At 70.4% G+C, this 23,776-nt stretch carries 20 protein-coding genes and 3 pseudogenes; 11 read left to right on the top strand and 12 right to left on the bottom strand.

From position 1 onward, the window contains the following. Positions 1-200: 200 nt before the first annotated feature. Positions 201-1,064 carry a hypothetical protein gene (locus tag ACFVYS_RS22765; RefSeq protein WP_389504608.1) on the bottom strand — a complete coding sequence of 288 codons (864 nt, stop codon included), beginning with the start codon at positions 1,062-1,064 and terminating at the stop codon, positions 201-203. Further along, complete coding sequence (locus ACFVYS_RS22760) at positions 1,061-1,186, bottom strand: hypothetical protein (RefSeq protein WP_389504640.1); 126 nt, start codon at positions 1,184-1,186, stop codon at positions 1,061-1,063. The genes ACFVYS_RS22765 and ACFVYS_RS22760 overlap by 4 nt, the downstream gene beginning before the upstream one ends. Here ACFVYS_RS22760 and ACFVYS_RS22755 point away from each other — a divergent pair. The 4 genes and pseudogenes from ACFVYS_RS22755 to ACFVYS_RS22740 all read left to right on the top strand — a co-directional run. Further along, positions 1,179-1,543: pseudogene (locus ACFVYS_RS22755) on the top strand (DNA polymerase III subunit alpha); the annotation flags it as partial. The gene ACFVYS_RS22760 and the pseudogene ACFVYS_RS22755 overlap by 8 nt on opposite strands. A 5-nt stretch (positions 1,544-1,548) precedes the next feature. Continuing rightward, positions 1,549-2,592, top strand: coding sequence for a hypothetical protein (locus tag ACFVYS_RS22750; protein WP_389504606.1), 1,044 nt, complete (start codon positions 1,549-1,551; stop codon positions 2,590-2,592). Positions 2,593-2,807: 215 nt separating this feature from the next. Beyond that, positions 2,808-3,377 carry a GNAT family N-acetyltransferase gene (locus tag ACFVYS_RS22745; protein WP_389504604.1) on the top strand — a complete coding sequence of 190 codons (570 nt, stop codon included), beginning with the start codon at positions 2,808-2,810 and terminating at the stop codon, positions 3,375-3,377. Between the two features lie 787 nt (positions 3,378-4,164). Then, positions 4,165-4,707, top strand: a complete 543-nt coding sequence (locus tag ACFVYS_RS22740; RefSeq protein WP_389504602.1) for an SUKH-4 family immunity protein — start codon at positions 4,165-4,167, stop codon at positions 4,705-4,707. A 134-nt stretch (positions 4,708-4,841) separates the two neighbouring features. Here the strand turns inward: ACFVYS_RS22740 and ACFVYS_RS22735 are convergent, their stop codons facing one another. Next, a complete protein-coding gene (locus tag ACFVYS_RS22735) occupies positions 4,842-5,069 on the bottom strand; it encodes a hypothetical protein (RefSeq protein WP_389504601.1) in 228 nt (75 codons plus the stop codon). A gap of 281 nt (positions 5,070-5,350) precedes the next feature. Then, the gene (locus ACFVYS_RS22730) at positions 5,351-5,611 is read right to left on the bottom strand and encodes a hypothetical protein (protein WP_389504638.1); all 261 of its coding nucleotides are present in this window, start codon (positions 5,609-5,611) and stop codon (positions 5,351-5,353) included. Between the two features lie 121 nt (positions 5,612-5,732). Here ACFVYS_RS22730 and ACFVYS_RS22725 point away from each other — a divergent pair, with 121 nt between their 5' ends. Continuing rightward, complete coding sequence (locus ACFVYS_RS22725) at positions 5,733-6,224, top strand: lamin tail domain-containing protein (protein WP_389504599.1); 492 nt, start codon at positions 5,733-5,735, stop codon at positions 6,222-6,224. A 390-nt stretch (positions 6,225-6,614) separates the two neighbouring features. On the opposite strand, the pseudogene ACFVYS_RS22720 reads toward ACFVYS_RS22725, so the two are convergent. Further along, positions 6,615-6,758, bottom strand: a pseudogene (locus ACFVYS_RS22720) (IS701 family transposase); the annotation flags it as partial. Positions 6,759-6,849: 91 nt separating this feature from the next. Continuing rightward, positions 6,850-8,058, bottom strand: a complete 1,209-nt coding sequence (locus ACFVYS_RS22715) for a PAS domain S-box protein (RefSeq protein ID WP_389504598.1) — start codon at positions 8,056-8,058, stop codon at positions 6,850-6,852. A 354-nt stretch (positions 8,059-8,412) separates the two neighbouring features. Between ACFVYS_RS22715 and ACFVYS_RS22710 the strand changes: the two genes are divergently transcribed. From ACFVYS_RS22710 to ACFVYS_RS22700, 3 genes are read left to right on the top strand one after another with little or no spacing between them, the layout of a single operon-like run. Beyond that, positions 8,413-9,786, top strand: coding sequence for an acetyl-CoA carboxylase biotin carboxylase subunit family protein (locus tag ACFVYS_RS22710; protein ID WP_389504596.1), 1,374 nt, complete (start codon positions 8,413-8,415; stop codon positions 9,784-9,786). Next, entirely contained in the window at positions 9,783-11,789 is a 2,007-nt protein-coding gene (locus ACFVYS_RS22705) for a PEP/pyruvate-binding domain-containing protein (protein ID WP_389504594.1), read from the top strand. Before ACFVYS_RS22710 ends, ACFVYS_RS22705 begins: the two co-directional genes overlap by 4 nt. Beyond that, positions 11,786-13,240, top strand: a complete 1,455-nt coding sequence (locus tag ACFVYS_RS22700; RefSeq protein WP_389504592.1) for an MFS transporter — start codon at positions 11,786-11,788, stop codon at positions 13,238-13,240. Before ACFVYS_RS22705 ends, ACFVYS_RS22700 begins: the two co-directional genes overlap by 4 nt. A 169-nt stretch (positions 13,241-13,409) precedes the next feature. Here the strand turns inward: ACFVYS_RS22700 and ACFVYS_RS22695 are convergent, their stop codons facing one another. The 4 genes and pseudogenes from ACFVYS_RS22695 to ACFVYS_RS22680 all read right to left on the bottom strand — a co-directional run bounded on the left by ACFVYS_RS22695 (position 13,410) and on the right by ACFVYS_RS22680 (position 17,047). Beyond that, entirely contained in the window at positions 13,410-14,051 is a 642-nt protein-coding gene (locus tag ACFVYS_RS22695; protein WP_389504590.1) for a hypothetical protein, read from the bottom strand. A gap of 472 nt (positions 14,052-14,523) precedes the next feature. After that, complete coding sequence (locus ACFVYS_RS22690) at positions 14,524-14,967, bottom strand: DUF5959 family protein (RefSeq protein ID WP_389504588.1); 444 nt, start codon at positions 14,965-14,967, stop codon at positions 14,524-14,526. 178 nt (positions 14,968-15,145) lie between these two features. Further along, positions 15,146-16,352 (bottom strand): annotated as a pseudogene (locus tag ACFVYS_RS22685) (IS701 family transposase). 59 nt (positions 16,353-16,411) lie between these two features. After that, positions 16,412-17,047 carry a PadR family transcriptional regulator gene (locus tag ACFVYS_RS22680; protein ID WP_389504586.1) on the bottom strand — a complete coding sequence of 212 codons (636 nt, stop codon included), beginning with the start codon at positions 17,045-17,047 and terminating at the stop codon, positions 16,412-16,414. A gap of 83 nt (positions 17,048-17,130) precedes the next feature. Here ACFVYS_RS22680 and ACFVYS_RS22675 point away from each other — a divergent pair, with 83 nt between their 5' ends. After that, a complete protein-coding gene (locus tag ACFVYS_RS22675) occupies positions 17,131-17,835 on the top strand; it encodes an ABC transporter ATP-binding protein (protein ID WP_389504584.1) in 705 nt (234 codons plus the stop codon). 5 nt (positions 17,836-17,840) lie between these two features. Further along, a complete protein-coding gene (locus tag ACFVYS_RS22670) occupies positions 17,841-20,666 on the top strand; it encodes an FtsX-like permease family protein (RefSeq protein WP_389504582.1) in 2,826 nt (941 codons plus the stop codon). Positions 20,667-21,537: 871 nt separating this feature from the next. Here the strand turns inward: ACFVYS_RS22670 and ACFVYS_RS22665 are convergent. Then, on the bottom strand, positions 21,538-22,002 hold the full coding sequence (locus ACFVYS_RS22665; RefSeq protein ID WP_389504581.1) for a hypothetical protein: 465 nt from the start codon (positions 22,000-22,002) through the stop codon (positions 21,538-21,540). Between the two features lie 49 nt (positions 22,003-22,051). After that, complete coding sequence (locus ACFVYS_RS22660; RefSeq protein ID WP_389504579.1) at positions 22,052-22,174, bottom strand: hypothetical protein; 123 nt, start codon at positions 22,172-22,174, stop codon at positions 22,052-22,054. A 689-nt stretch (positions 22,175-22,863) separates the two neighbouring features. Between ACFVYS_RS22660 and ACFVYS_RS22655 the strand changes: the two genes are divergently transcribed. Beyond that, the gene (locus ACFVYS_RS22655) at positions 22,864-23,709 is read left to right on the top strand and encodes a CAP domain-containing protein (protein WP_389504578.1); all 846 of its coding nucleotides are present in this window, start codon (positions 22,864-22,866) and stop codon (positions 23,707-23,709) included. Positions 23,710-23,776: the final 67 nt, after the last annotated feature.

The raw sequence follows: 23,776 nt of genomic DNA, 5'->3' as shown, positions 1-23,776 counted from the left end.
ACTTTGGGCTTTCCTTGTTGCTGCTGCTTTGACGTCGGCTACCAAGCTGTTCGGCTCAACAGAGGGCGTCTCCCGTCACGGTCGGGCACCGTGCCACGCAGCGGGGCGACTTTCGCAGCCACATGGATAGACCGGGCGGGCACGGCGCCCCGGGTCTGCGCCGGACGTTGGGGCCGTTCCCGGGGCGCCGTGGGGTGATGTCACCGTGACCTTGTTGCGGTTTCTCCCAGCTGCGGATTCACCTCTTCGGGAGCCTTGTCGGAGGAGGGGCGCGGTGCGGGCTGGCCGGAGTCGGGCAAGGGGCGTGCGCGGGGTGCTGGGCGTGCGGGGAGGCTGGTGTAGACGTCGGGCCGGTTGGCGGCGGATGCGAGCAGGGTGCTGATCCGGCGGGCGAAGTCGGGGCCGGGCATCGGCAGTTCCGTTTCGGGCTGGCGTAGGTAGCCGACGGCGACGGCGGTGGGGACGTAGGTCATGAGTGCGGTGACGGCGGCGGGGCGGGGCCGGGCGGTGTACTTCGCGAGGTGGCGAAGGACTCGCAGGATCGTGGTGGTGGAGGTGCTGGTGACACGGTGCTCTGCCGCCCGCCACGGCCCCGGGGGCTCCGGGTTCGGTCGGTGTTGTGGGGCGGGGAGGCCTTGCGCGGGCTGGACGTCGTCGGTCTGGCGGTGCCACCAGTCGGCGGCGTCGCTCTCGCCCAGGGCGAGGTGGTGGAGGTAGAGGCAGTACGCGGCGGCGGCCTGGCCGGCTCCGGCGGCGTACTGCCACCAAAAGCGTGCGCCGTCGCTGGTGTCGGTCAGCTGGAGAACGCAGGCGAGGATCAGGGCGCTGCGGGGTTCGGGGACCTGGTCGGTGACGAATTTGGCGACTGCGGTGGGCGGGGTGTGGGTGACGAGGGTTTCGCACAGTGCCCGCAGGTCCTCGGCTGCCGCTGTGGAGGTGCTCGCGGCGCCGGGCGGGCGGGCATCGGTGCTCGTCGGCGGTGCGGACGCCGCCACGATGTCGCGGGGCATGGTGCGGTCACGGACCAGCAGGGCCCTGGAAAGGATCTCTTCGATGCAGGTCATTCGGCGTTCCCTTCGGTCTCGGGCGGCGGGCAGATGACGCTCTGCAGGAAGTGGACGGCGTGGCGCTCGTCGGAGCGCACGGTGGCCAGCGGGACCCCGAGGAGGGCGGAGGCGGTCGACATCGCCTTCTTCGAAGACTCCCACGAAGCCTGCGCCCACACCGTGTTCCACTCCGGCCTGCTGCTGGTACGCGGAACCGTCGAGGCCCGCGGCCCGCGCCGCACCGTCGTCGGTGAGATGGCCTGGGACCTGGACGAGGTGGCCGCGGCCCGCCGCGACCACGGCCCCCAGGCCGCCCTCGACCTCCTCGGCCAGACCGGCCCGGCCCCCACCCCGGCCCAACCGGCCGCGCCGCAGCGCACGCTCGCCGACGGCACCGCCGGAGCCCGGCCCCACCCCTACGCCGACCTCCAGCCGCCGGCACCCGCTCCGCCGATCTGCGGCGGCTCGGCCACCGCTCCCAGGGAAGCGCAGGGTGATCTCTATGAGCGGCCGCTGCATCCTCCACCTGTGCTTCGGCCTCCCGGCCGACCCGGACCCAGAACTCCCCGAGCGCCTGCGCCGTCTGCTGGAGGGCTTCACGCCCCGCGTGCAACTGATCGAACCCGACATGGCCGTCCTCGATCTGACCGGCGCACTCCTCTACTGGAAGCGTGACGCCCGCAGCGTGACGGAGCTGGTCCAGCTGCGTGCGCTCGCCTTCTTTGGCCTGCGCAGTTCGGCGGGCGTGGCACCGAACCGGATGCTCGCCGCGATGGCCTGCGCGCTCACCGGTCCCGGTCGGCGCACCGTCATTGACGACTCCCCTGAGACGATCAGCGCCTTCCTGCGTCCCCGTCCGGTCGGGGAACTGCCCGGCGTAGGCGCGAAAGCGGCGGCCACCCTCGCCGAGTACGGCCTGCACACCGTCGGCGACATCGCCGACGTCCCCCAGCTCACCCTTCAGCGCCTCCTCAGCGCCCGGGCCGGACGCGCCCTGCACGAACGCGCCCGCGGCCGCGACACCACGACCGTCGATCCCACCCCGGCGCCGGCGAGCATCAGTGTCGAGCACCGCTTCACCCGCGACGAACTCGATCCCGCCCAGCACCGGCGGGCCCTGCTCGCTCTCGGCGACCAGCTCGGCGCCCGCCTGCGCGACTCCGGCCAGATCGCCACCGGGCTGACCTGCACCGTCCGCTACGCCGACCACAGCGCCACCCGCCGCGGCCGCACCCTGACCGAAGCCACCCACCACACCGTCCTGCTGGCCCGAGCGGCATATGGGATCTATGACTCCCTCGGGCTCCAGCGCGCCCGGGTCCGCAGCATCGCCCTGCGCGCCGACGCCCTGCGCCCTGACGAGCAGGCCACCCGGCAGCTCACCCTCGACCAGGGCGACGACAAGCCTCTCGCGCTCGAAGCCGTCGCCGACCGCGCCCGGGCCCGGTACGGGTACAACGTCCTCTGCCCCGCCGCCCTCGCGATCAATGTGGCACCTTCCGCGCCCTGGACGATGGAACGCGGTGGCCGACTTCCGCCCTCATGACGGTCACGGCACCCGTCGAACCTTGTGGCATCCGACGGGCTTTCGTTCCTTGCGCAGCGAACCTGCTTCTGCGGATCGGCAGGGCGCCCGTCGCCGCGAGCCTCGCACGAGCCTCCCACCTATAGAAATAGGCATTTGAAAAGGTGTGGCTGCCCGGCAGTCGTGATGCGACAATCCGTCCGCAACTTGATCCACATCCGCGTCCCGGAGTGCGCATGGACATCGCCTCGCTGCTGCCGTTGACCACGTCCCGGTTGTCGCTGCGTCTGTTCACTCCCGGCGACGCCGACGACCTGTACGCCTACCAGAGCCTGCCGAGCGTGGCGCGCTACTTGTACCGGCCGGCGCACACGCGTGAGCGCAGCGAGCAAGTTGCCGCCGAGCGTGCGGCGCAGACGGCCTGGCGCGCCAACGGGGACAAGCTGTCGCTCGCTGTCTGCCGACGCGATGAGCCCGGCGTCCTTGGCGAGGTGAGCCTCCGCCTGGCCGATGCCCGCGCCGCCCAGGCCGAGATCGGCTGGACTCTCGACCCAGGCCACGAGGGGCACGGCTACGCGACGGAGGCGGCCGCGGCGCTGGCCGAGTTTGCCTTCGACACGCTGGGCGTGCACCGGCTCTACGCACGGCTGGATGTGGAGAACACCGGGTCTGTGCGGGTCTGTGAGCGCCTCGGGATGCGCCGGGAGGCGCACCTGGTCGAGAACGACCTCGACGGGGATCGCTGGGGCAGCGAGTACATCTACGCGGCGCTGTCCGCGGATCTTGGCAATCGATCAGGCGATTGAGTCCGATGCTGCCCGGCTGGTTCTTCGGCTCTGGCATCGTGTGCTTGATCTGGCGTCGTCGCAGGTAGCACCCGTTGCGGCAGGAGCCTTACATCTTGTCACCGCTGGCGTGACCAGGTCAGGTGCGGGGCTGCTCGCCCTGTGGGCGAATACTGCAACTCTCGAATACCGACACTCCACCAGTGAGCACGCACCACGGCCGAAGCGGTGATCGGCGCAGTCACCGGGGCGACGACGTCACCGAGCACCCTGCTGCTGGGCCGCGCCGACGCCTCCGGCTGATCGCCCGCACCACCCCGCTTCCCATCGCCGTCCGGCGCGACCTGGGGAACCCGGGTGCGCCCCGCCGATGCCGACCACCCGTGGCACGGACACCGCTTCTCCGCCGGCTGGGGCAGCCGCGGCGAGCTAGAGTTCGACCCTGTCCACCCCGAGATCGTGGTGGAGTTCCTCGCGGACACCGCCGTCGACGACGGCCGCTACCGCCACCCCGTGCATTCGGGCGGACCTGACTCAATTGGACATTCCGCCGTTCGGGACAGGCAACGAGCATTCCGCCAGGTAAGGGATGCCCGCACATCACTTTTGGGCCGGTGCGTGCTCGCGAAGGCACTCGGCTATCACGACAAGACCACCACCCGCCTGGGTCACCGAGGCCGGCGGAACCTGGAGCCGATACGCCCCCCCCGGCGACCACTGAGGAGTGTGTCGTCCCCGATGGGACCGCGTGTCTGTCAGTCCTGCTCGATAGGGTCCGCATCGCAGCCAGCCGCGGAAGGACTCTCACATGACAACGTTTGACGAACTCGCCGCCTGGGCCGGCACCGGGAACGTTACAAGGGCAGACTCGGCAGGCGTGTCGGGCTGGCAGATCCCCGAGGATCAGAAGGCACTACTGGTTGATGTCGGGGTCCCCGTCGTTGATCAATTGATCGAGGACATATCGTTCCAGGTGGAAGCGGCTCCAGCACTCCAGACGTCAGATGGCAGGTCGCTCTACCGCCTCACCCAGAACCGGCATGGCGACCTCGTGCCCGGCCTGGAATGGTCGTTCGGCGTTGAACCCGGCACAGGCACGGTCCACTACGTCCTTCCGCAAGGCGAGGCATGGTTCGCCAACTCCTCCATCGACCTGTGGCTGCGGACCCTGCACCACTACGGCCTGCACGTCAGCGGGTCCGAGATCCTCAGCGACCCGGATGACCGCGAGGACGAAGCCCTGGCCGAGCTCAGCATGCTCGCTGATGAACTCAAGAAGATCGATCCACCTGCCTTCGACGGCTACAACGGGTTCATCTGGGCCGAGTTCCTTGACCGCTGGCTCTGGTAGTCGCGCGCGGCCGTCACGATCCCCAAGCGATCACTCACCGTGCTCAGTCCGTCGAGCAGTTGGCGAATACGCGAAACCGCAACATGCGAGCCCACCAGCCCCGAGGCCAGAGATGCGGACGAGGCGGAGGACAACTAGCAGGTGTGGTCGAGATCCTTCGCGATCACGCTGTGCAGGGTGGCGCTGTCCGGTGCGGCGGGGTCCGGGACGATGAAGGTGTAGTCGACGCCCTGCGGGTACTCCCCGACGACGACGGTGAGTTGGTCGGTCAGCGTGGGGAACGTCCGCATCTCCCCCTCCACCCCGGCCGCACCGAGCAACTCCTCCAGCTCCCCGAAGGTGACCTCCGACGCGAGGGTCACCGTCTCCCCCCCGCCGCCCGGTCGGCACGTCCACCGTCCCGGTCCAGGTGCTCAGCGCGACCCGGAAGATCTCGCGACAGCCGCACACTTCGAGGCGCACGTCCCCGTACACGAAGGTCCGGGGCCAGGTCCCCTTCGGGTGGGGGAAGTAGCCGGCCTCGACCGGTGGTCCGAGCACGTCGGCGACGGCGTCCAGCGTGGCTCTGGGCCTGAGGACGCCGACGCCGCCGGTCGTCGCGTAGTCCGTCAGCACCTGCCTCATGTCCATGCCGGAAATGATCTCAGGCTTCGGCAAGACCGCGGGCCCGTTTGAAGCGGGTGAGGCCGTCGGAGAGGTCCACGATCGGGCCGGGGTAGTCGCCGGCCGCCAGCCGGTCGAGGCCGCGCAGCCGCCACGGTTCGTGCACGGACAGGCCCTGGATGTCGGCGAGGCCAGGCGGAGCAGGGCTTCGGTGTCGCCGTGGTCGGGGGCCCTCCCGGGCCAGGGCTTCCGCACCCTGCCGGTCCCCGGCCTCCTCCCACAGCTCGGCCCAGCGGCCCAAGGCTTCGACGTGGCACCCGCCCGCGCCGCAAGCTTCACGATATGTACACACCAGGCACACTCATTGATCACTTCCGGTATGCTCCGGGCGCTCTATTCGCACCACTGAGGGGGGATTCCTCATGCGCATGCGCCACACCCTGGCCGCAGTTGCCGCCGGCACGATCGCCGTGATCGCCGCCGGACCGGCCCAGGCCACCGAGTACACGTCCGCGCTGAAGCTCAAGGGCGTCCAGTACGACGCCCCGGGCAGCGACTCCAACCGGTGCTCCGGCGGCAACACCAAGGACGAGTACCTGACGATCAAGAACTACTCCCGCACCGCGACCGTCGACCTCAAGGGCTACGTCGTCAAGGACGCCACGGGCAACAAGTTCACCTTCGCCACCAGCCACAAGCTCGAGCCCGGCGACTACGTGAAGCTGCGCGGCGGCAAGGGCACCAACTCCGACGCCGGCAACGTCGTCTACCGCCAGAACTGCAACTTCATCTGGAACAACGACAAGGACACCATCTACCTGCTCAAGCCCACCGGCGCCAAGGCGGACGTCCACTCCTACACCAAGCGCGCCAACGACGCCGACGGCAACGGATACATCAACTACCACGGCTGACTTCCCGCTGACGCCACCCCTCGCCCCGCAGGCGAGGGGTGGCGCTGCCCTTTCCCGCAGGACTCGGCCGGAAGGGCACAGTCTCGGTGTCCACGGAGTCCTCGTTCCCGCGGGCAGCGCCGTCCTGGCTGCTCAAGACGCCGCATTGCGGTGCAGCAGTTCTCGGAGAGGTCCGGACTGCATGCGGTCTCAGCCGATCCCCGGGTGGTGGCCGGGCGGCGCCCTCGGACAGGTTCGGATTGCACCGCGTGGCCGTATCGACGCCAGCGAACCTCTGCAAGCAGGCGAAGGCTCAGCGGGTCTGGCGGAGCAGCGCGAGCGCGTACAGGGCGGTGGATGAGCTGGGAGGATCCGTTTCTCCCGCAGACCGGCGAGGCGCCGATCCACGGAGGCGACGCTGCGGCGGGCGATCACCCGGTGCCGGCGGTCTTCGCGGTGCCAGGGCCTCACCTCGACGCGGGCCCAGTCGTAGATCCGCCGGCCGTGGGCTCCCTCGCCGCAGGAACGGCGTGTCCACTTCTGCCCGGGCAGGCCTACTGTGAAGTAGAGGAGAACGTCCCGCGCTCGCGCAGGGTGCTCAGCCCGACGACGCCGGCGCCGAGGCGAGTCTTCCCGACCGCGGAGGTCATGCGGTGCTGAGGGGGTGGGCCGCCGTCGCCGAGCGTGGGGGCCAGGTGTGGGGGGCGAGTATGCCGAGGACGTAGGCGCGGGCCACGAGGGCCGGACGGGTGGCGGCGCCCAGCAGGTGCCGCAGGCGGCTGAGGTGGTAGTCGAGCGTCTGCCGCGACAGTTTCAGCGAGGCGGCTATGTCGCTGTTGCTGCTGCCCTGCGCCAGCAGCGACAGGATGCGGATCTGCGCTGCGGTCAGCGGCGGATGCGCCTCGTGGGCGAGGCTCTGATGGGTGATCACGGCCCAGACGTGCCGTGCCCGGCTGGCGGAATGGCCGATAGTCGTCAGGTGGACCTCCGCCCGCCGCTGCAGTCCTCGGGTGTCGACCAGCACGGCGGTGGTCTCGACACGTCGGGTGCGGCGGGCTATCAGATTGTTCCAGCGGCGGTGCAACCGGTCGAGATCGGGCCCCGGTTCGGGGGCGAGCAGCGTGTGGGCGCGGCGGCCCACGAGGTCGGTCAGGCCGAGGTGGAAGAGTTCGGCGGCCGCCACGCTCGCCTCGATCACCCGCCCGCTCGCCGACAACAGGGCACAGGGCAGCCCGCTGTGGTCACGCAGGGCGCTGAGGTTCTCCTCGGCCTCCTGGCGTTGCGCCGTCGCCCGCAGGTGGTCGGTGATGTCCACGTAGATGCCGGCGATGCACGTACGGGACTGTTCCCGCACCGGGAAGCGGTGGCCGACGGCGCGGCCCGTGGTGCCGTCCGGACGGCGGTAGCGGAGGGTGTGACGCACGGGCGTGCCTCTGGTGAGTATCTGCTGGTCCAGGGCCCGGAACCGGTTGGCCTCGGCCGGGGCGTCGAAGTCCTCGATGTATCTGCCGACCAGTTGCTGCGGCACGGTGCCGTAAAGGTGTGCGTAGGCGTGGTTGGCCCACAGGTAGCGCCCGTCGCGGTCCCGGATGAAGGCGGCCGCCGGAGCGAGATCCACAAGATCCGCGAAGGCAGCGTAGCCGGGGGGCGCCGCGAGCCCCGCTCCTCGCCGCTGCCGGTCCCTGGTGGGCTGTGAGCCGCCCGGGTCGGCGCGGCCGCCGGGGTCGTCCGATTCGTCTGTCTGCTTGGGCCCGTCGGCGTCCCCCTCCCCCGCCTGCCATGGCTCGTCGACTTCGACTTCCCTCCAGAACACGGGAAGGTTCTCGAGCAGCATCTTGAGGCTTGAGTCGCCCACAACGGTCTCCGTCCGTATACGACTGGCTGACGCACAGTCACATGACGTGGATAGCCCGCCCGGTACAGCACAAGCTCCATTCCCGGCCGAGTTGCCGAAAGGGGACGGGGAACCCCGCCGCCCTACCGCTCGGGCCGGTCTCCGGGGACGAAATTCTGCGAATCACGTCTGCGACTCAGGCGTTTGCCTGAGTCGCGAGCGCTCTCTGCGGCGATATGGACGGGTGCAGCCTGGTCCCCTGGAGTGTGCGGGCGGGACGCCGGACGCCATCCCCGCACGCGCCCCCGGGCCCGTCGCCGCACCGATGGTGCCGAGGACGGCCCCTACCGACCAGGTGAATGGAGACGAATTTCTGTGAGCACGGTGCTGTTGGTGCATGCCAAGGGTGGTCCGCCGCTCGGCCATGTCCTGTCCCGGACGGCTGCGAGGGCGGACGTGCACCTGCTGGCGCTCAGCGCTCTTCCCGCCGCCGTGGCGGGTTCTGCCGCCAGACTGTGCGCCTCGGTCACGACGTCGGACGACTCGGGCCGCTGCGACCTGGTCTCCCTGATCGTCTCGCGGGCCCAGGAGGTGGGCGCGGACGCCGTGATCACCTTCTCCGAGTACGCGGTCGTGGCCGTCGCCGAAGCCTGCGAGAAGCTCGGCCTGCCGGGCGCGGGCGCAGCCGCCGCACTCGCGCGCGACAAGCGGCTGATGCGCAGCACCTGGCAGCGAAGCGGCCTGCCGCAGCCCGCGTTCCGCCCCGTCGCCACGGAGGCGGATCTGCAGGCGGCGGTGAACTCCCTGTCCTGTCCGCTGCTGCTGAAGGCGGCCTGGAGCGCGGGATCCACTGCCCACCAGATCATCACCTCTCCCGGTGACGCGTCCGCCGCCTGGGCCCGCTCCCGGCAGGTCATGGCGGAGTCCGCCCAGTTGGGATACGCGGAGCTGCATGTCGCCGAGGCGAACGCCGACTTCGTGGTCGAGGAGATCGTCAGCGGCACGGCGGCGGACTGGTTCGACGAGCCCGGCTGGGGCGACTACCTCAGCGTCGAGGGCGTCGTGGCGGACGGTGTGTTCCACCCCGTCTGTCTCAGCGGCCGGATGCCCACCATCGAGCCCTTCACCGAGCGCGCCGGCATCACCCCCGCCCTGCTCTCTCCGGACGCGCAGGACCGCGTCGTGGACCTTGCGCGCCGCGCGGTCGACGCGCTGGGCCTGCGCGACTGCGGGACGCACACGGAGATCAAGCTCGGCCCCGACGGGAGCATGTGGCTCATCGAGACCGCTGCCCGGTTCGGCGGCGCGATGACGGTGCCACAGATCGAACAGGTCTTCGCACTGGACCTGGTGGGCATGCTCGTCGACCACCTCCTGGGACGCCCTGTCGCCTGGCCGGAGCAGGCTCTGACACCGGCGCAGGGCCGGGGTGCGGCGGGCTCCCTCGTCGTCCTCGCGGTCGACGGCCGCGGCGAGGCATGGCAGGACCGCAGGGTCTGGGACTTCCCCGTGGTCGCGTCGGACGTGCCGCTGAGCCCGGACAGCGAGCTGTCGGTGGTGGCGGAGAGCTCCCTGCCCGACGGCAGTGTCGTGCCGGTCTACGACCCCGCCGCGGGTGCCAACACCATGGCGGCCCTGTGCCTGCTCTCCGCCGCCGACCCGCGGACGGTGCTGCGGGACTTCGAGACCCTGGTGGACGCCCTGCCCCGGGTGCTGCCCGCCGCGCAGTCCGAGGAGGTCCCCGCATGAGCGTCCACCTGGCCCCCGGTGCCGCCGAGCCCGCCACGGACCGCACGGTCGTCGGCGAGAATCTCTCCCTGCCGCTCTTCCGGACGCTGTCGGGAGTCCTGGCGGGTCACCCCTACCTCAAGGTCGTCGTCGACCGCGCGCAGAACACCTGGCACCTGCTCGACACCGGCGCGCATCCCTTCCACGTCAACTACATCGCCACCCAGGTGCTGGGGATGGGCCTGGCCACGCTCGACGCGCAGCTGGACGCGTTCAACGCCTCCGTCTACACCGATCCCGAGCGCCGGTTCCTGCTCGGTGTGCTGTCCCTGCACACCGAGCAGGAAGAGGGGAGGGAGCGGCCCTTCCTCGTCCTGGAGACGACCGAGGCCGACACCATGCACGGCGAACTGCTCGCATTCTTCTACGCGTTCGTGCGGGCCCGGGTCGACAGCAGGCTGCCGCTGCTGCTCAAGCCCGCCAACCACGGGCAGGAGGAGGAGCTGTCGGCGATCAGCGAACAGCGTGTGCCCCGCATCCTGAGCCACGAGCTGTTCGGTTCCCGGGAGCGCACACCGCTCAACCCCGGCGAGGCCGCCGGTCGACTGCGGTTCTTCCGGACCGCCGAGGAGTACACGGCGGCGGAGACCGGGCTGGGCTGGGCGGACATCGTGGCGATGCCCTGCCTGCCCGACGACGTGCCGCGTGTCGCCGGCTTCATCAACACCGCGCCGATCACGCCCCTTTCGCACACCAACGTCCTCGCCTCCGGGTGGGGCATTCCCAACGCGATCGTCCGCGACCTGGAGCAACTCGTCGACAAGGACGGTCTCGACAACGCGTGGGTGCGCTACCGGGTCGACGAGGACGGCATTTCCCTGCAGCGCCTCGACCACGAACCCGACCTGCGGGCGCCGGCCTGGCACCAGCAGCGCATACGCCTCGAACCGCCCCTGCTCGAAGACGCCCCCGTGCTGTCCCTGCACCGGCTGCGCAGTGCCGACCGCGACCGCTACGGCACGAAGGCGGCCCACCTCGGCGAACTGCACCACGTCCTCGACAGCCGCACCGTGGACCTGACCTCCTTCTACGGCCAGCCCCGTCCGCCGCGTGAGGACCTCTACGGCCACCTCGCCGCCCGCCTCGGCCTCACCTCCTTCACAGCCGAGCAACTCCGCTTCAGGGCAGCGGAGTTCGTTGCCGAGGCGGTCGGCGCCCCGGAGGGCGTCGCACTCCCCTTCGCACTCCAGCAGCGGTTCCTCGCCTCTTCCCCCGCCCTCCAGCAGGGCATCGGCAAACTGAAGATGGCCCTCGAACTCGACGCCACCGACGTCCTGGACTCGCTGTGCCTGCACCTGCAGCACCTGATCCGGCACACCCCCGTCCCCGAGGCGGTCACCCGGCAGATCGACCAGGCCTTCCCCGCTGCGGCAGCCTCGCGCGGACGGCTGGTGGTGCGATCCTCCTCCAACGCCGAGGACCTCCCCGGGTTCTCCGCGGCGGGCGTCTACGACTCCGTCACCACCGTCCACGGCACGGGCGAACTCCTCGACGCCGTACGCCAGGTGTGGGCCTCCCTCGTATCGCCCCGCAGCGTGCGGCTCCGCCACCAGGTCGGCATCTCCCTCGACGACACCTACATGGGTGTGATCATCCAGGAGTACGTGCCCGCCTCCCTGGGCGGCGTCCTCGTAACCTGCAACCCGACCCGCCGGGAGGACTTCCGCAACGTCTACCTCAACTGTTCGCCGGGCTCGCCCGAGCAGGTGGTCGACGGGACGGTGCTGCCGCAGCAGTACCTGTACAACACCGTGGAGGGCGGCGGCCGTACTGTCGCGCTGGGCTCGTCGGGCCAGAAGCTGTCCGCCTCCGTCCGCGCCCGGCTCGCCGACCTGTCCCTGACCGGGCGGCTCCTGCAGTCCCACTTCAGCGCGACCGACGTGGACAAACCTCTCGACATCGAGTGGCTGATGACCGAGCAGGGTGACTTCCGGCTGGTCCAGATCCGCCCTTACGCGCTGTGAGGGTGCGTTCTGGCCGGCCGCGCCCCGGCACCGGAGCGGCCCCGGGCCCGACCGACACCGCCCGCCGGATCATCCGGCTCAACTACGGCTTCCAGCTGCTGTTCAACCTGCTGTGGTGGATGCCGGTGTTCTATGCCTACCAGAAGGCGGCCGGCCTCTCGGACGGACAGATCTTCGGCATCCAGAGCATCTACTACGTGGCCTTCTGTCTGCTCGAGATTCCGACCGGGCTGATCGCCGACCGGATCGGAACTCGCAACTGCCTGCGGGCCGGCGCGGTGGTGATGACGGCCGCGAACCTGGCCCCGGTGGTCAGCGCCTCGTACACGGGGTTCCTCCTCCACTTCCTGGCCATCGCCGCCGGCCGGTCGCTCACCTCGGGCGCGGCGAGCGCCTACCTGTACGACGGGCTGCGGGCGCAAGGGTGCGACGAGCACTACCTGCGGGCGGAGGGCACCGCGCGGGCACTGGGGCTGACGGCGAAGGTGGTGTGCTGGCCGCTGGTCGGACCCTTGATGGCTCTCGCGCACCCGGCCCCGTACCTGCTCAGCGCCGCGAGCGCGGCAGCCTCCCTCGTCTGCGCCGTGCTGCTGCCTCGCCTCGCCGGAGCGGATGCCGGAGCGGACACGGGCCGGAGTGACGGCGGGCGCCGGGGCGGCGCCTTCCTGCGGGACGCCGGGACCGCGCTGCGCTGCGTCGCCTCCTCGCCGTGGCTGGCGCTGGTGATGGTGCAGGGCGTGGCGGTCTTCACGCTGTCGCGCATCTGCCAGGTCAATCTCTTCCAGCCGATCCTGCTGGACCACGGCATCGGCGAGGCCTCGCACGGTGGGGTGCTGGCCGCGATGACCGTGGCGGAGGCGGTGGCGTCCGCGCGGCCCCAATGGCTCAGCCGCAGACTGCCGCCAGTCGCCTGGGTGTCCGTCCTCAGTCTCGCGCTGGCGGGCACCCTGGCGGCCATGACCCTCGGCGGGCCGTGGGTCGTCGTCATGCTGCTCTGCCTGTTCGCCGCCGCCACCGGGTTCGCGTTCCCGGTCCAGCGCAAACTGGTCAACGACGCGGTTCCCGCGCACGCACCGCGGGCCACCCTCCTGTCGGTGGAGAGCATCGTGGACCGCGCGGTGTGCGCCCTTGCCGCGATCGCCGCGGGCGCGTACCTGTCGGCCGGGCATCTCGACGCCCTGCTGTGGCACAGCGCACTGGCCACGGCGGTGCTGCTCGGAGCCTTCCAACTGCTGCTGCGCAGCGGGGTGGTCTCCCACGGGGGCCAGGATGGGGATCGGGCGGTGCCGCCGCGGGCGGGCGGCCGGGCGGGAGCCGGTGGCCCCCCGTCGGCGGAGGCGGGCGCCGGTGCACCCGACCTGGCGGACGCGGGGGACGTCGGCCGCAAGGAGGCCCTCGAACCGAACCAGGCTCCCGGATACCACGAACGACCTGACGGCCTGACGCCCTGACTCGTCGGCCGCCTCGGGCCACCGGGACCGTCGGGCCACCGGCAGATCAGCCTGGCAAGCGGCGCCGGCACGGTAGCCGTGGCGCAGGCGCCGATCCGTCGTCGTACGCCCCGGGACGGGACCAAGGGCGTACGTCGACGGGCGGTCCCGGCTGCGACTGTGGCTGCGTTCAAGCGAGGCGACGTCCGAGGAGTTCGACCAGTCCCGCCGGCAGGAACGCGGGCCGCTGCGGCAGACCGACCTGGTACGCCACGTAGCCCAGCGAGGAGGCGACGGACACCTCCTGGGCAGTCTCCGCCTGGTAGACGACCCGGCAGCCGGCTGAGTCCTCCTTGGCGCGCTGCCACAGGACCGGGGACGGCTTGCGTTCGGCCTCGGTGCGCGGTGTACGGATCCGGTCGCCGAAGTCCGCCCAGGCAAAGGCCGCCGGGCCCCGCCACGTCGCGTCCACCTCCCTCCGGAGCCGGGCGGCACGCTCCGCGTCGGTCGTGCCCCAGGCGGCCGGGACATTGGTGATCAGGCCGACCCTGATGTGGCGTGCCCGCAGGGCCCGCAGGTACGAGGACGCCCCGGGCAGGTAGGTCGTGCTGCCGTCTTCGGCGGTGTGCACCAGGGTCTCTCCCAGGTCGAAGTACACGACGGGACACGCCCGTTCGCCGTGCGCGGGCGTGGTGACGGCCGCACCTGGGCCCTTGCCGGCCCCGTCGGGGGCGGCCGCGGTCGCCGGCGTACAGAGCAGCGTCGTCGACACCAGGGCCGCGCCCAGTGCGAGGCCCACACTGACCGAACTGTTGGAGGCGGATCCGTTCATGTACGCCGTCCCTTCATTGCCCTGGACATGACATGTTAATCGACTCCAACTCCTTGCCGGGGAGACCGCCGAGCACTGCGCATGGCTCTACTACGACGCAGGCGAACAGGACACCGCGCGCCGCTACTGGGGCGAGGCACTGACCACCGCCACCATGCTCCGCGACGTGAGCCTCGAAGTGCTCGTCCTCGCCAGCCTCAGCATGCAGGCCAGCTTCGAGGGGTCGCCCCCGCGACGGCTACGACCTCGCCCGCGCCGCGCACGAGCGCGCCGTCAGCTTCGGCTCGCCCGTACTGCTGTCGCTGATCGCCGCGCGTGAAGCCCGCGCGCTGGCCCTGCTCGGCGACCACAGCAGCGCCCGCAGACGACTGGCCGACTCCATGCGCATGGCTGACCGCACGGACCGCGGCCGGCCCCGGAGTGGGCCGCGTTCCACGGACACGCCGAGCTCGACTACGCCCACGGGCTGAGCTCACTCCGATGACAGGTGCCCGTCCCAGGCGCCGAGCACGGCGCTGAGCAAGCCCCGATGAGTTGCGACCCAGTCGGACGGCAGATCGATGGGCACCCGCACGGTCGTCATCGAGATCAGTTTGTCTTCAACCACCACCTCGGGGCAGTCACGCTCGCCGTTCAAGTGGATGTAGACGGATGGCCCGCGCTGGACGTGCAACCAGGCGATGTCCTCACTGGCCTCCAGGCGGTCCAGTGCCTCGGCCCACGAGGTGAGCCGCGATCGCCACAACGAGAGGTCCAGGCGGCCGGCCACGAACGGCGTGTCGACGACAATCTCTGCGGCGAGCCCACCGGCCACACCCTGCAAGGGGCCAAGCACGGTGATGCGCACACTGTTGCCTTCGTCGTCGCACAAAAGAGCCAGATCCAACTGCCCAGCCGTTACCACGCCGCCTCCCACGAAGATGAGGCGATCTTGCCGCACCTCCGCCTCAGCTGGCCAGCGACTTCCGAGTGGAGTGCGCCATTTCGTCAGGAGTTCTAGTACTCCAGCAGCGGTTCGTGTCCTGAGCTGGTTCTTCTTTGGTAGTGGCAGCGCCGGGCCGTGGCTTGCCGACAGCGTCGCCAGTGGGACCAGTTCAGTGCGTGATCTCGAGGGTCGTATGGGGTTCGGTGGTGGGGCAGGAGATGTTCCAGGAGCCGGCGGATCTCTGCCACGGTGAGGACGACGACGTTGCTGGTGGAGTCGTTTCTGCAGCCCCCTTTGCAGCTTCGTCGGCGGCCAGGCCGGCGAGGAAGGCATGGGCGAGCATGGCCAGGGTGATGTGCCGGTACCAGCCGACATATCGGCGGACCTCGTACTGGTCCAGGCCGCATTCGTTCTTCGCGGCCTGGAAGCACTCCTCGATCGCCCACCGCATCCCGGCCACCCTCGCCAGATCGGCAACGGTGCAGGTCACGGGGGCGTAGGCGAAGTAGTAGGCGATCTCCTCGGGGCGGGTCAGGCTCCGGCGGGCCAGCACCCAGCGGTGATGGGTGGAAGTGTCGCCGTCGAAGAAACCGATCGCCGGCAGCCGGGCGCTGGCCCAGTCGTAGACGCGCGGGCCTTTCGCGCCGTTGCCGCAGGACAGCTGCTGCCAGGCGTCCTGGGGTGCCTGGGCGATCAGTTCGTCGATCCTCCAGAATCCAGCCAGGCTCTTGACCTGCTGCGACTTTGGCACTGCGACCACATAGCCGACATCGAGCTCCTCGAGGAGCCGGCGGAACTTCCACTCCTGGCCGTAGGCCTCGCCTGCCGTCACCCACTGGGCGGGCAGGCCCGCGGCCCTTCGTCGCGAACTCGCGCTCGTCGGGGATCTTCGCTGCCCGGCACCGTTCCCGATCGCCGGTCCAGGCCTTCGGCAGATACAACTCCCGGTCCACCAAGGCCCGTCCACGGCTCGTGGCCTAAGCGGCGAACACGCCGATCTGGCAGTTGTCGATCTTTCCTGAGGTGCCCGTGTACTGCCGGCCCACCCCCGCGGACGTGGTGCCCTTCTTGACGAACCCGGTGTCGTCGATGATCAAGACCCCGCCTGCACCGAGCTTCGCAGCGACGTAGTCCCGCATGTCGTCACGGACAGCATCCGCTTCCCAGACGCTGGAGTTCAGCAGTCTCTGGAACCCATCCGGAGTCTTGTGGCCTGCGTACTCGGCCAGCTGCCAGCCATTCTTCCGGGCCACCGGCGCCAGCAGACCCCGCAGATAGTCCCGCATCCGCCACCGCAGATCCGCCCGGGCAAACCGGCCCGCCACCCGCGCGAACACCGACTCCAACTCCGCAGCCCACCCCTGAGCGTCAACCATCCCCACCATGCCCGGTCAACGACGCGAACCGGCTCAGGACACGAACCGCTGCTGGAGTACTAAGCGGACTCTGTACGGTCCCCTCTCCTCCCGCCATGACCGCCGGCCTCGTCGGTGTCGCCCTGCACCTGTGCGTGTGAGCGCTCCGGCGCCTGCGCCTGCGCGCTCTGTGCCGTGGCGAGCGGGCCCAGATGCTGTGCGGCGCTGTCCAGCAGTCCGAGGTCGGCCTTGGTGTGCGCGATGGCGGCGTCGATCAGGACGGCGACCAGCGGCTCGGCGGCGTGGGCGCGGCGCTGCTGTGCCAGGCCCGCGAGCTCAGACAGGTACGTCTGCCGCTGCGAATCGATCAGCGTGGTCAGGGCCTGCGGGCCCAGCGCGACAGCGCCGAGGAGCTTCAGGAACAGCTCGTCGCGGAAGCCGCCGACGCGCACCCAGGCGGTGGTCGCCCACGAGCGCAGCTCGGCCTCGCCCGCCTCGGTGAGCGTGTAGAGGTTCTTGTCGGGCCGGTCGGCCTGCGTGACCTGCGAGCGCGAGACATAGCCGTCACGGACCAGCCGTTCGAGGATCTGGTAGAGGTGACCGATGTTCAGGCCACCCCACTGCGGACCGACGGCCTCCTCGAACCGGGCCTTGAGTTCGTATCCGTGATTCGGTCGCCGGGTCAGTAGCGCGAGCACGGCGTGGTGGAGCGGCATATACGTCCCTTCTACATTGTGACAACATACCCCTGAATTGCCACAATGTATGTGGCGCAATGTACGAGGGCGAGGCTCCATCAATGGCTGTGAGCGTGGCGTTGCGCGGGGTGAGCCGCCGGTATCCCGGGCTGACCGCTCTGGACGAGGTCGACCTGGAGGTCGCGGCCGGCGAGGTGGTGATGCTGACCGGGCCGTCCGGCGCCGGCAAATCCACCGTCCTGCATGTGACGGGCGGCATGGACCAGCCCGACGAGGGGCACGTCGAGATCGACGGCATACAGCTGGTGCCCCGGGCCCTGGACCGTCACCGGCGGCGTATCGGCTTCGTCTTCCAGCGCTTCCACCTGCTGTCCGCGCTGACCGTGCTGGACAACGTGCTCGCCCCCGTACTGCCGCGCAGAGTGGACTTCGACCGGCGTGCGCGCGGCATGGAGCTGCTCGAAGCTGTCGGCCTGGACCAGCGGGCCGACGCCCTGCCCTCGCAGTTGTCGGGCGGACAGCAGCAACGCGTCGCCGTCGCACGCGCGTTGATCAACCGGCCGGGACTGTTACTGGCCGACGAACCCACGGGCAACCTGGACAGCGTCATCGGGCGGGAGATCATCGACCTGCTGATGTCGCTGCGCGAGCGCTACGGGATGACGATGCTGATCGCAACCCACGATGCGGAAGTCGCCGCCAACGGCGACCGGGTGGTGCGTCTGCAGGACGGCAGGATCACCTCGGACCAGCGGGTCACACCGTCCGGCGACGTGCTGGACCGGCTGGGGGGCCTGCGCCCGTGATAGCGATGATCCTCGATCAGCTCCGGCGGCGGCGCGGGCGCGCGCTGGCCCTGGCCGCCGGAATCCTGGTGGCGGCGACCAGTTTCACCTTGCTGACCGCGACGGTGAGCACGAGCCAGGCGACCACCGTGGGCACGGTACGGAAGAACGCACGGTCCGCGTACGACGTCCTGGTACGCCCGCCCGACTCGCAGACGGACGTGGAGCGGCAGAGCGGTCTGGTCTCGCCGAACTTCCTGTCCGGCACGTTCGGTGGCATCACCCTGGACCAGTACCGGCGCATCGAGGGCATGGCCGGGGTCGACGTGGCCGCGCCGGTCGCCAACATCGGCTACCTCATGGTGGCGAGCACCGTCACCGTGGATGTGTCCCGCTTCTTGGACGGCGAGGCGTCCCGGCAGATCCTGCGCATCAGCCCGACGCTCACCTCGGGACTGGGCACCTACCGGACCTCCGACGAGTACGTCTACCTCACCCGCTCCCCCCTGACGTCGGCGTCGGAGTCGGACGGCCTCTTCGAATCCGACACCCTGGAAACGGGCGAGGCCGACAAGAGCACCCAGCGGTATCGGATCAAGGGGAAGTACGACGTCTGCTTCTACTTCAACTGGGACAAGTCAGAGCAGACCGAGTTCAACCTGGATCTGCCGTTGAAGCCGAACATCATCGCCGAGGACCTCAGGGACAAGTCGCCGTTCGACCCGGACCTGAGTTCGCGGATGAACTGCCAGTCCGGCCAGGACAAGGCCACCATCGACGTTCCGGTCAGCTACCCCGTGCTGCTGTCCGCCATCGACCCGGTGGCCGAGGACCGACTGGTGGGCCTGGGCGACACCATCGCCTCGGGCCGGATGCTCACCGAGCGGGACAAGCCGTGGACAGTGTCGTCCGCCAAGAGCGTCCACGGACAGCACGACTCCTACATCCCGGCGCTGCTCAGCGACAACCCGCTGACCACCGGCACGCTCGACGCCACCGTAGAGCGGCTGGACGTCGGCGACCCGGCAGAGCTGCCCTCGAAACTGGGCAACCCGACAGCCGCCAGCTTCGTCCGAGGCCTGCACGGCACCACGGTGGGCAAGACCCGCGTCGACCTGAGCCAGGGCTACCGGAAGGCACTGACCGAAAACTCGTTCGACACCGGGACCTACTGGACGGTCGGCCCGGTCACCTACCACCGGACCTCCGACGGCGACCTCGCCGCGCAGCCGCAGCCGCCGCAGAAGCCCAGCCTGTGGATCACCAACTTCGACCAGCAGCCGTTCACCAACGTCCCCGAGGAGAACCACCAGGGCACCCAGTACCGGAAGGTGACCAGCCACGCCGCCACGAACTGCATCGGGCTGGGTACCTGCGACGGTGTGGACTCCGGACGCCTGCCCAATCCCTTCGTCCACCTGGTCGGCCGCTACGACACCGGCGAACTGCCCGGCTTCTCACCCCTGTCCGACGCCCCGTTGGAGACCTACCAGGCGCCGCAGGTCACCGGCGCGGACAGCGCGACCCGAGCGAAGCTCCACGGCAAGCCGCTACAGCCCGACCGCAACCTGGGCGGCTACGTCAGCCCGCCGCCCACCATGCTGACGACGATGGACTCCATCACCGCGCTCACCAAGAGCCGCCGGGTCCCGAGCCTCCAGGACAAAGCGCCGGTCAGCGCGATCAGGATCCGGGTGGCCGGAGTGACCGGCGTCGACACCGCCTCCCGGGCTCGGGTCAACGCCGTGGCCGGGGCGATCCGGGCCGCCTACCCCCAGCTTCAGGTCGACGTCACCGTCGGCAGCTCGCCCGCGCCGCAGACGGTGACGCTGAGTGCCTCGGCACAGGTGACGGAGCGCTGGGTCGCCAAGGGCGTGGCACTGCGCATTCTCAAGGCGGTGGACACCAAGAGCGCGATGCTCTTCGTGCTGGTCCTCGTCGTGTGCGCGCTCTTCCTCGGCCAGGCTGCGCTTGCCTCGGTGCGCTCACGTCGCATCGAGATCGGCACGCTGCGCTGCCTGGGCTGGAGCGGTGGCGAAGTGCTCCGCCTGGTCCTCGGCGAACTGGCGGTGATCGGCCTCGCAGCCGGAGCCGCGGGCACGGTACTCGCATACGTGCTGGGCCGGGTGCTGGGCCAGTCCGAAGCCGGCTCCAAGTCACTCCTCGTGCTCCCGGTGGCGCTCCTCCTGGCCACGGCGGCGGGACTGATCCCCGCCTGGCTCGCCACCCGGCTGGGACCGATGGAAGCCGTACGACCCCCGGTGACGGCGGCCCTCCGCGCACGCCCGGTGCGTTCGGTGGCCGGACTGGCCATGCTCAACCTGCTGCGGGTGCGGGGCCGCACGCTGCTGGGTGCGGCAGGACTGGCGCTGGGAGTGGCCGCCTTCACGGTGCTGCTCGCCCTGACGCTGGCCTTCCGGGGCGAGGTGGCCGGGTCGCTGCTCGGCAGCGCCGTGGTGGCGCAGGCGCGCGAGGCCGACTACCTCAGCGTCGCCCTGTCCTTGCTGCTGGGCGCCGCCGGCGCCATCGACGTCCTGGTCATCTCACAGCGCGAACGCGCCGCCGATCTCGCGGTGCTGCGGGCGACCGGCTGGACCAACCGCGAGCTGGCGAAGCTGACCCTCTACGAGGGAATCGGACTGGCTCTGCTGGGCGGCCTGTCCGGTGCGGTGGCCGGCCTGGCCGGGGTGCTGACCCTCGGCCGGGGCGTGCTGCACGGACACCTGTTCACGGTCGTCGGCGCCGCGCTGCTGGCCACGCTCGCGGCGACCGCCCTGGTGGTGGCGGCTCTGACGGTGCCGATCCGGGGGCTGTCCCGGATGGCCCCCGCCCACCTGCTCGCCGCCGACTGAGCCGACCGCCGGCGCACAGCGGAAGACCCCGGCCGTGTTCACGGGCCGGGGTCTCAGCAGTCGACGGACGTCCGCGGTCGTGCCCCTCCCCTGTCAGCGACGGCCCTTCGTATCCGCTCACATCGCCGGATGCGGGGCGGCATTGAACCCCAGGATCCGGTCACGTGCCGGTCGGCTCGCCGAGCTGTTCCGCCAGGTGGAAGTGGACAGGCAGGGCGTTCGCGGCGGCCGTACGGGAGCCCTGATCGATTGCGGTCGGTACGCAGGCGGTATCTCCTACGGGCCGCAGCGAAGCGGCGGCGTGCGTAGGCCGAGTGGCAAGAACCGCTTCTGTTTGGCAGCCTGCTGTTCCTCGGAGGTTTGTCTGGTCTAGCGCGGCACGGCCGATGCCGTCGCTGAATGCGGTTAGCAGAGCTTGGGGGTCGGTGACCGTGAGGCTTCCCTTGATCTCTGCTCGGGCGAAGGCAAGTTAGGGGCAGGTGAGCCCTCTGTCGCCCGGGAGCCCCGCCTCGGCCGCAAGCTCTCGGGCGCTGACTGGTCAGTGGTTGAGGAACCAATCGATGATCCACCAGGAACCTGCACCACCAGCAGTACTGCCGACTCCGAAGAGGAATCCGCGCGTACCGTAGGCGACGATCAGGCGGCTGAAGCGTCCCCGTCGACGGCGCAGCGTGCACCGGCGACAGCGGCAGCCGTCAGTCCTGTCGTGGAGTGGGGCAGGTAGCCGAGGTCGGCGAAGCTGGGAAGACACAGGGCTTCGTGAATAGGGGCAGCGTGCAAGCGGCGCCAGTCGCGGCGAGCGCGAGTATCCGGGTGCGCTGCCGTAAGGCGGTCCACGGTGCGGCCGTCGACCAGCGGGCGCAGCACCGCTTCAGCTGCCGGGGCGAACTCGAACGTGCTCCCGGCGGCGGAGAGCGTCAACGCGTCCTCGCCGACCTCCAGCACCGCGCGGGGCCTGCACGCGGGTGCGCAGGTCGCGCTCGATCGCTTCGCAGAGACGGGCGAGGGGCGGGTGGAGTTCGTCGACGCTGTCCAGGGCGAGGGATGCGCCCTCGGTGAGGCGGGCGTGCAGTTCGGCCGGGTGCAGGCGGTGCCACACCGTGTGCCGGCGCGTGGCCACCGGCGTGGTGTATCCCCCGACCAGCAGCGTCTCGCCGTCGCGGAACAGCCGCATGCGCGGCGGCTCCAGCCTGTGCGCGGCCAGGATGTTGTTGAGGTCGTCCCAGGTCATCAGTCCGGCGACATCGAGCGTGCCGGGTACGTGGCGGTATTCGCGGTGCAGTGCCTGGGCGAGGAAGTCCTCGCCCAGGCACGCCGCGATGGACGTGTGCGTCATCGCGTCAGGGCTCCCGATCCGTCAGTCGTTGCCGGCGCTCTTGCCGGTGTCACCGCCGTCCGAGGGGGATGGCGTTGCGGCCCCGGGCGGCGCCGATCGCCCGGCGGGAGCGGACCAGGCCGCCGGTCGACGGCCCTGACGTGGCGGGCGGGGGCGTGGCGGGACTCTGCATGGAATCCTCCTGCGGGGTTGGTAGCCGGGCCCTGGACAGCCGCGGCCAGGTTCGTTGGTTCCTCCATGGCGTGTGCGCGTTCGCCCGTTGGCGAGGGCGTCGAGGGCCCCGTCCACGAGGGGCACTGCGCGCCGGACACGTCCCGGGTCGAATGGTCCGGCGTCTTCACCCCGGCTGGCCGTCGGCGACGAGGAGGCCGTGGCCTTCTTCCACGCTCCTGCGCACGGTCACGATGCCTGACCGCATCGCCCCGCACGCCGCGCACCGGAAGGGTTGTGGGAAATGTCAGTGACATCCCTCACGTGTCCGGCCCTAACAACGTGCCGCGATAGTACGTGGCGTGTGGCCGATATAGGAGGATCTGGCATATGGAAGCGGGCATACGCGGCACCTCGGCCGGGGTCACCTGCCCGGATCACCGGCCTTGAGCCGCCGGACCGCCTCTGCCGTCCTTCTGACGGGGTGTGAGGCGCTGTCGACGTCCGGTGCGCCGGCCCGGCACAATCCCGGGCCGGATTCAAGGGACACCCTCGCCTACTAGGCGAGGTAGTAGGAAGCCCCCGTTGCCGTGCCCTCACGCGGCTTTTAACAATGACGGCCCCGCAAGGCGTCCCCGCAGGTCAAGCGCAGTGTCTGTGCGAAGCCGAGCCTGCCGGAGGCGCAAGGAGAGTCGACCGAACGAGGTCCGCATGAGGAACCACCGGAAGCACCGCAGGAAGACGCGCCGCCGGCCCATAGCCGTCGCCGTCCTGGCGATGAGCGCGGTGGCGGTGCCGTCGGCCGCCATGGCGTGCATGGGCGACGGAGGATCCGAGGCCATCACCGCCACGTCCAGCAGTCCCTGGACGGACGGAAGGAACGCGTCCTGGAACGGACACCGGACGGACGGGAGGAAGACGTCCTGGGACGAGCACCGGGGGCGGGACATCCGGACCGCGAAGCCTACGGCGACGGCTTCGCCCTCGGCTTCGCCGACGACCTCTCCCGGGACTGCGGCGCCTGCCCCGGAGAAGCCCAAGGCGCCCGTCTCGAAGACGACCACCCCGTCCGCCCCGACGAGGACCACCTCCGCGCCGAAGCCGATCGCGGCGCCCCCCTCGACGACCCCCGCCGCACCGAAGCCGACCGCCACCACGGCCCCCGCCGCCGGCACGGCGACCCCCGCCGTCGCCCGGGTGGTCGACCTGGTCAACAGCGAGCGTGCCAAGGTCGGTTGCTCCCCGGTCACCCTGAACGCGAAGCTCTCGCAGGCCGCCCAGGCCCACAGTGCGGACATGGCGAGCCACAACACCATGTCCCACACCGGTTCCGACGGGTCCGACCCGGGGCAGCGGATCACGCGCGCGGGCTACCTCTGGAGCACCTACGGCGAGAACGTCGCGTACGGGTACTCCACGCCCGAGCAGGTCATGGCGGGCTGGATGGCCAGTGCCGGTCACAAGCGCAACATCCTGGACTGCGGCTTCAAGGAGATCGGGGTGGGGGTGGCACAGCCCGGCAACTACTGGACGCAGGACTTCGGCACGGTCCGCTGACGCTCACGGGCCCACGCCCGTCACGGCCCGCCCACCATCACGCCGGCCGCGGCCGGCGTGGGCGCCG

The sequence above is a fragment of the Streptomyces sp. NPDC058295 genome (assembly GCF_042880655.1).
In the GTDB taxonomy this organism is placed as follows: domain Bacteria; phylum Actinomycetota; class Actinomycetes; order Streptomycetales; family Streptomycetaceae; genus Streptomyces; species Streptomyces coriariae.
The sequence above is the reverse complement of the archived record's forward strand: the minus strand, read 5'-3'. Positions and strand labels throughout refer to the sequence as shown.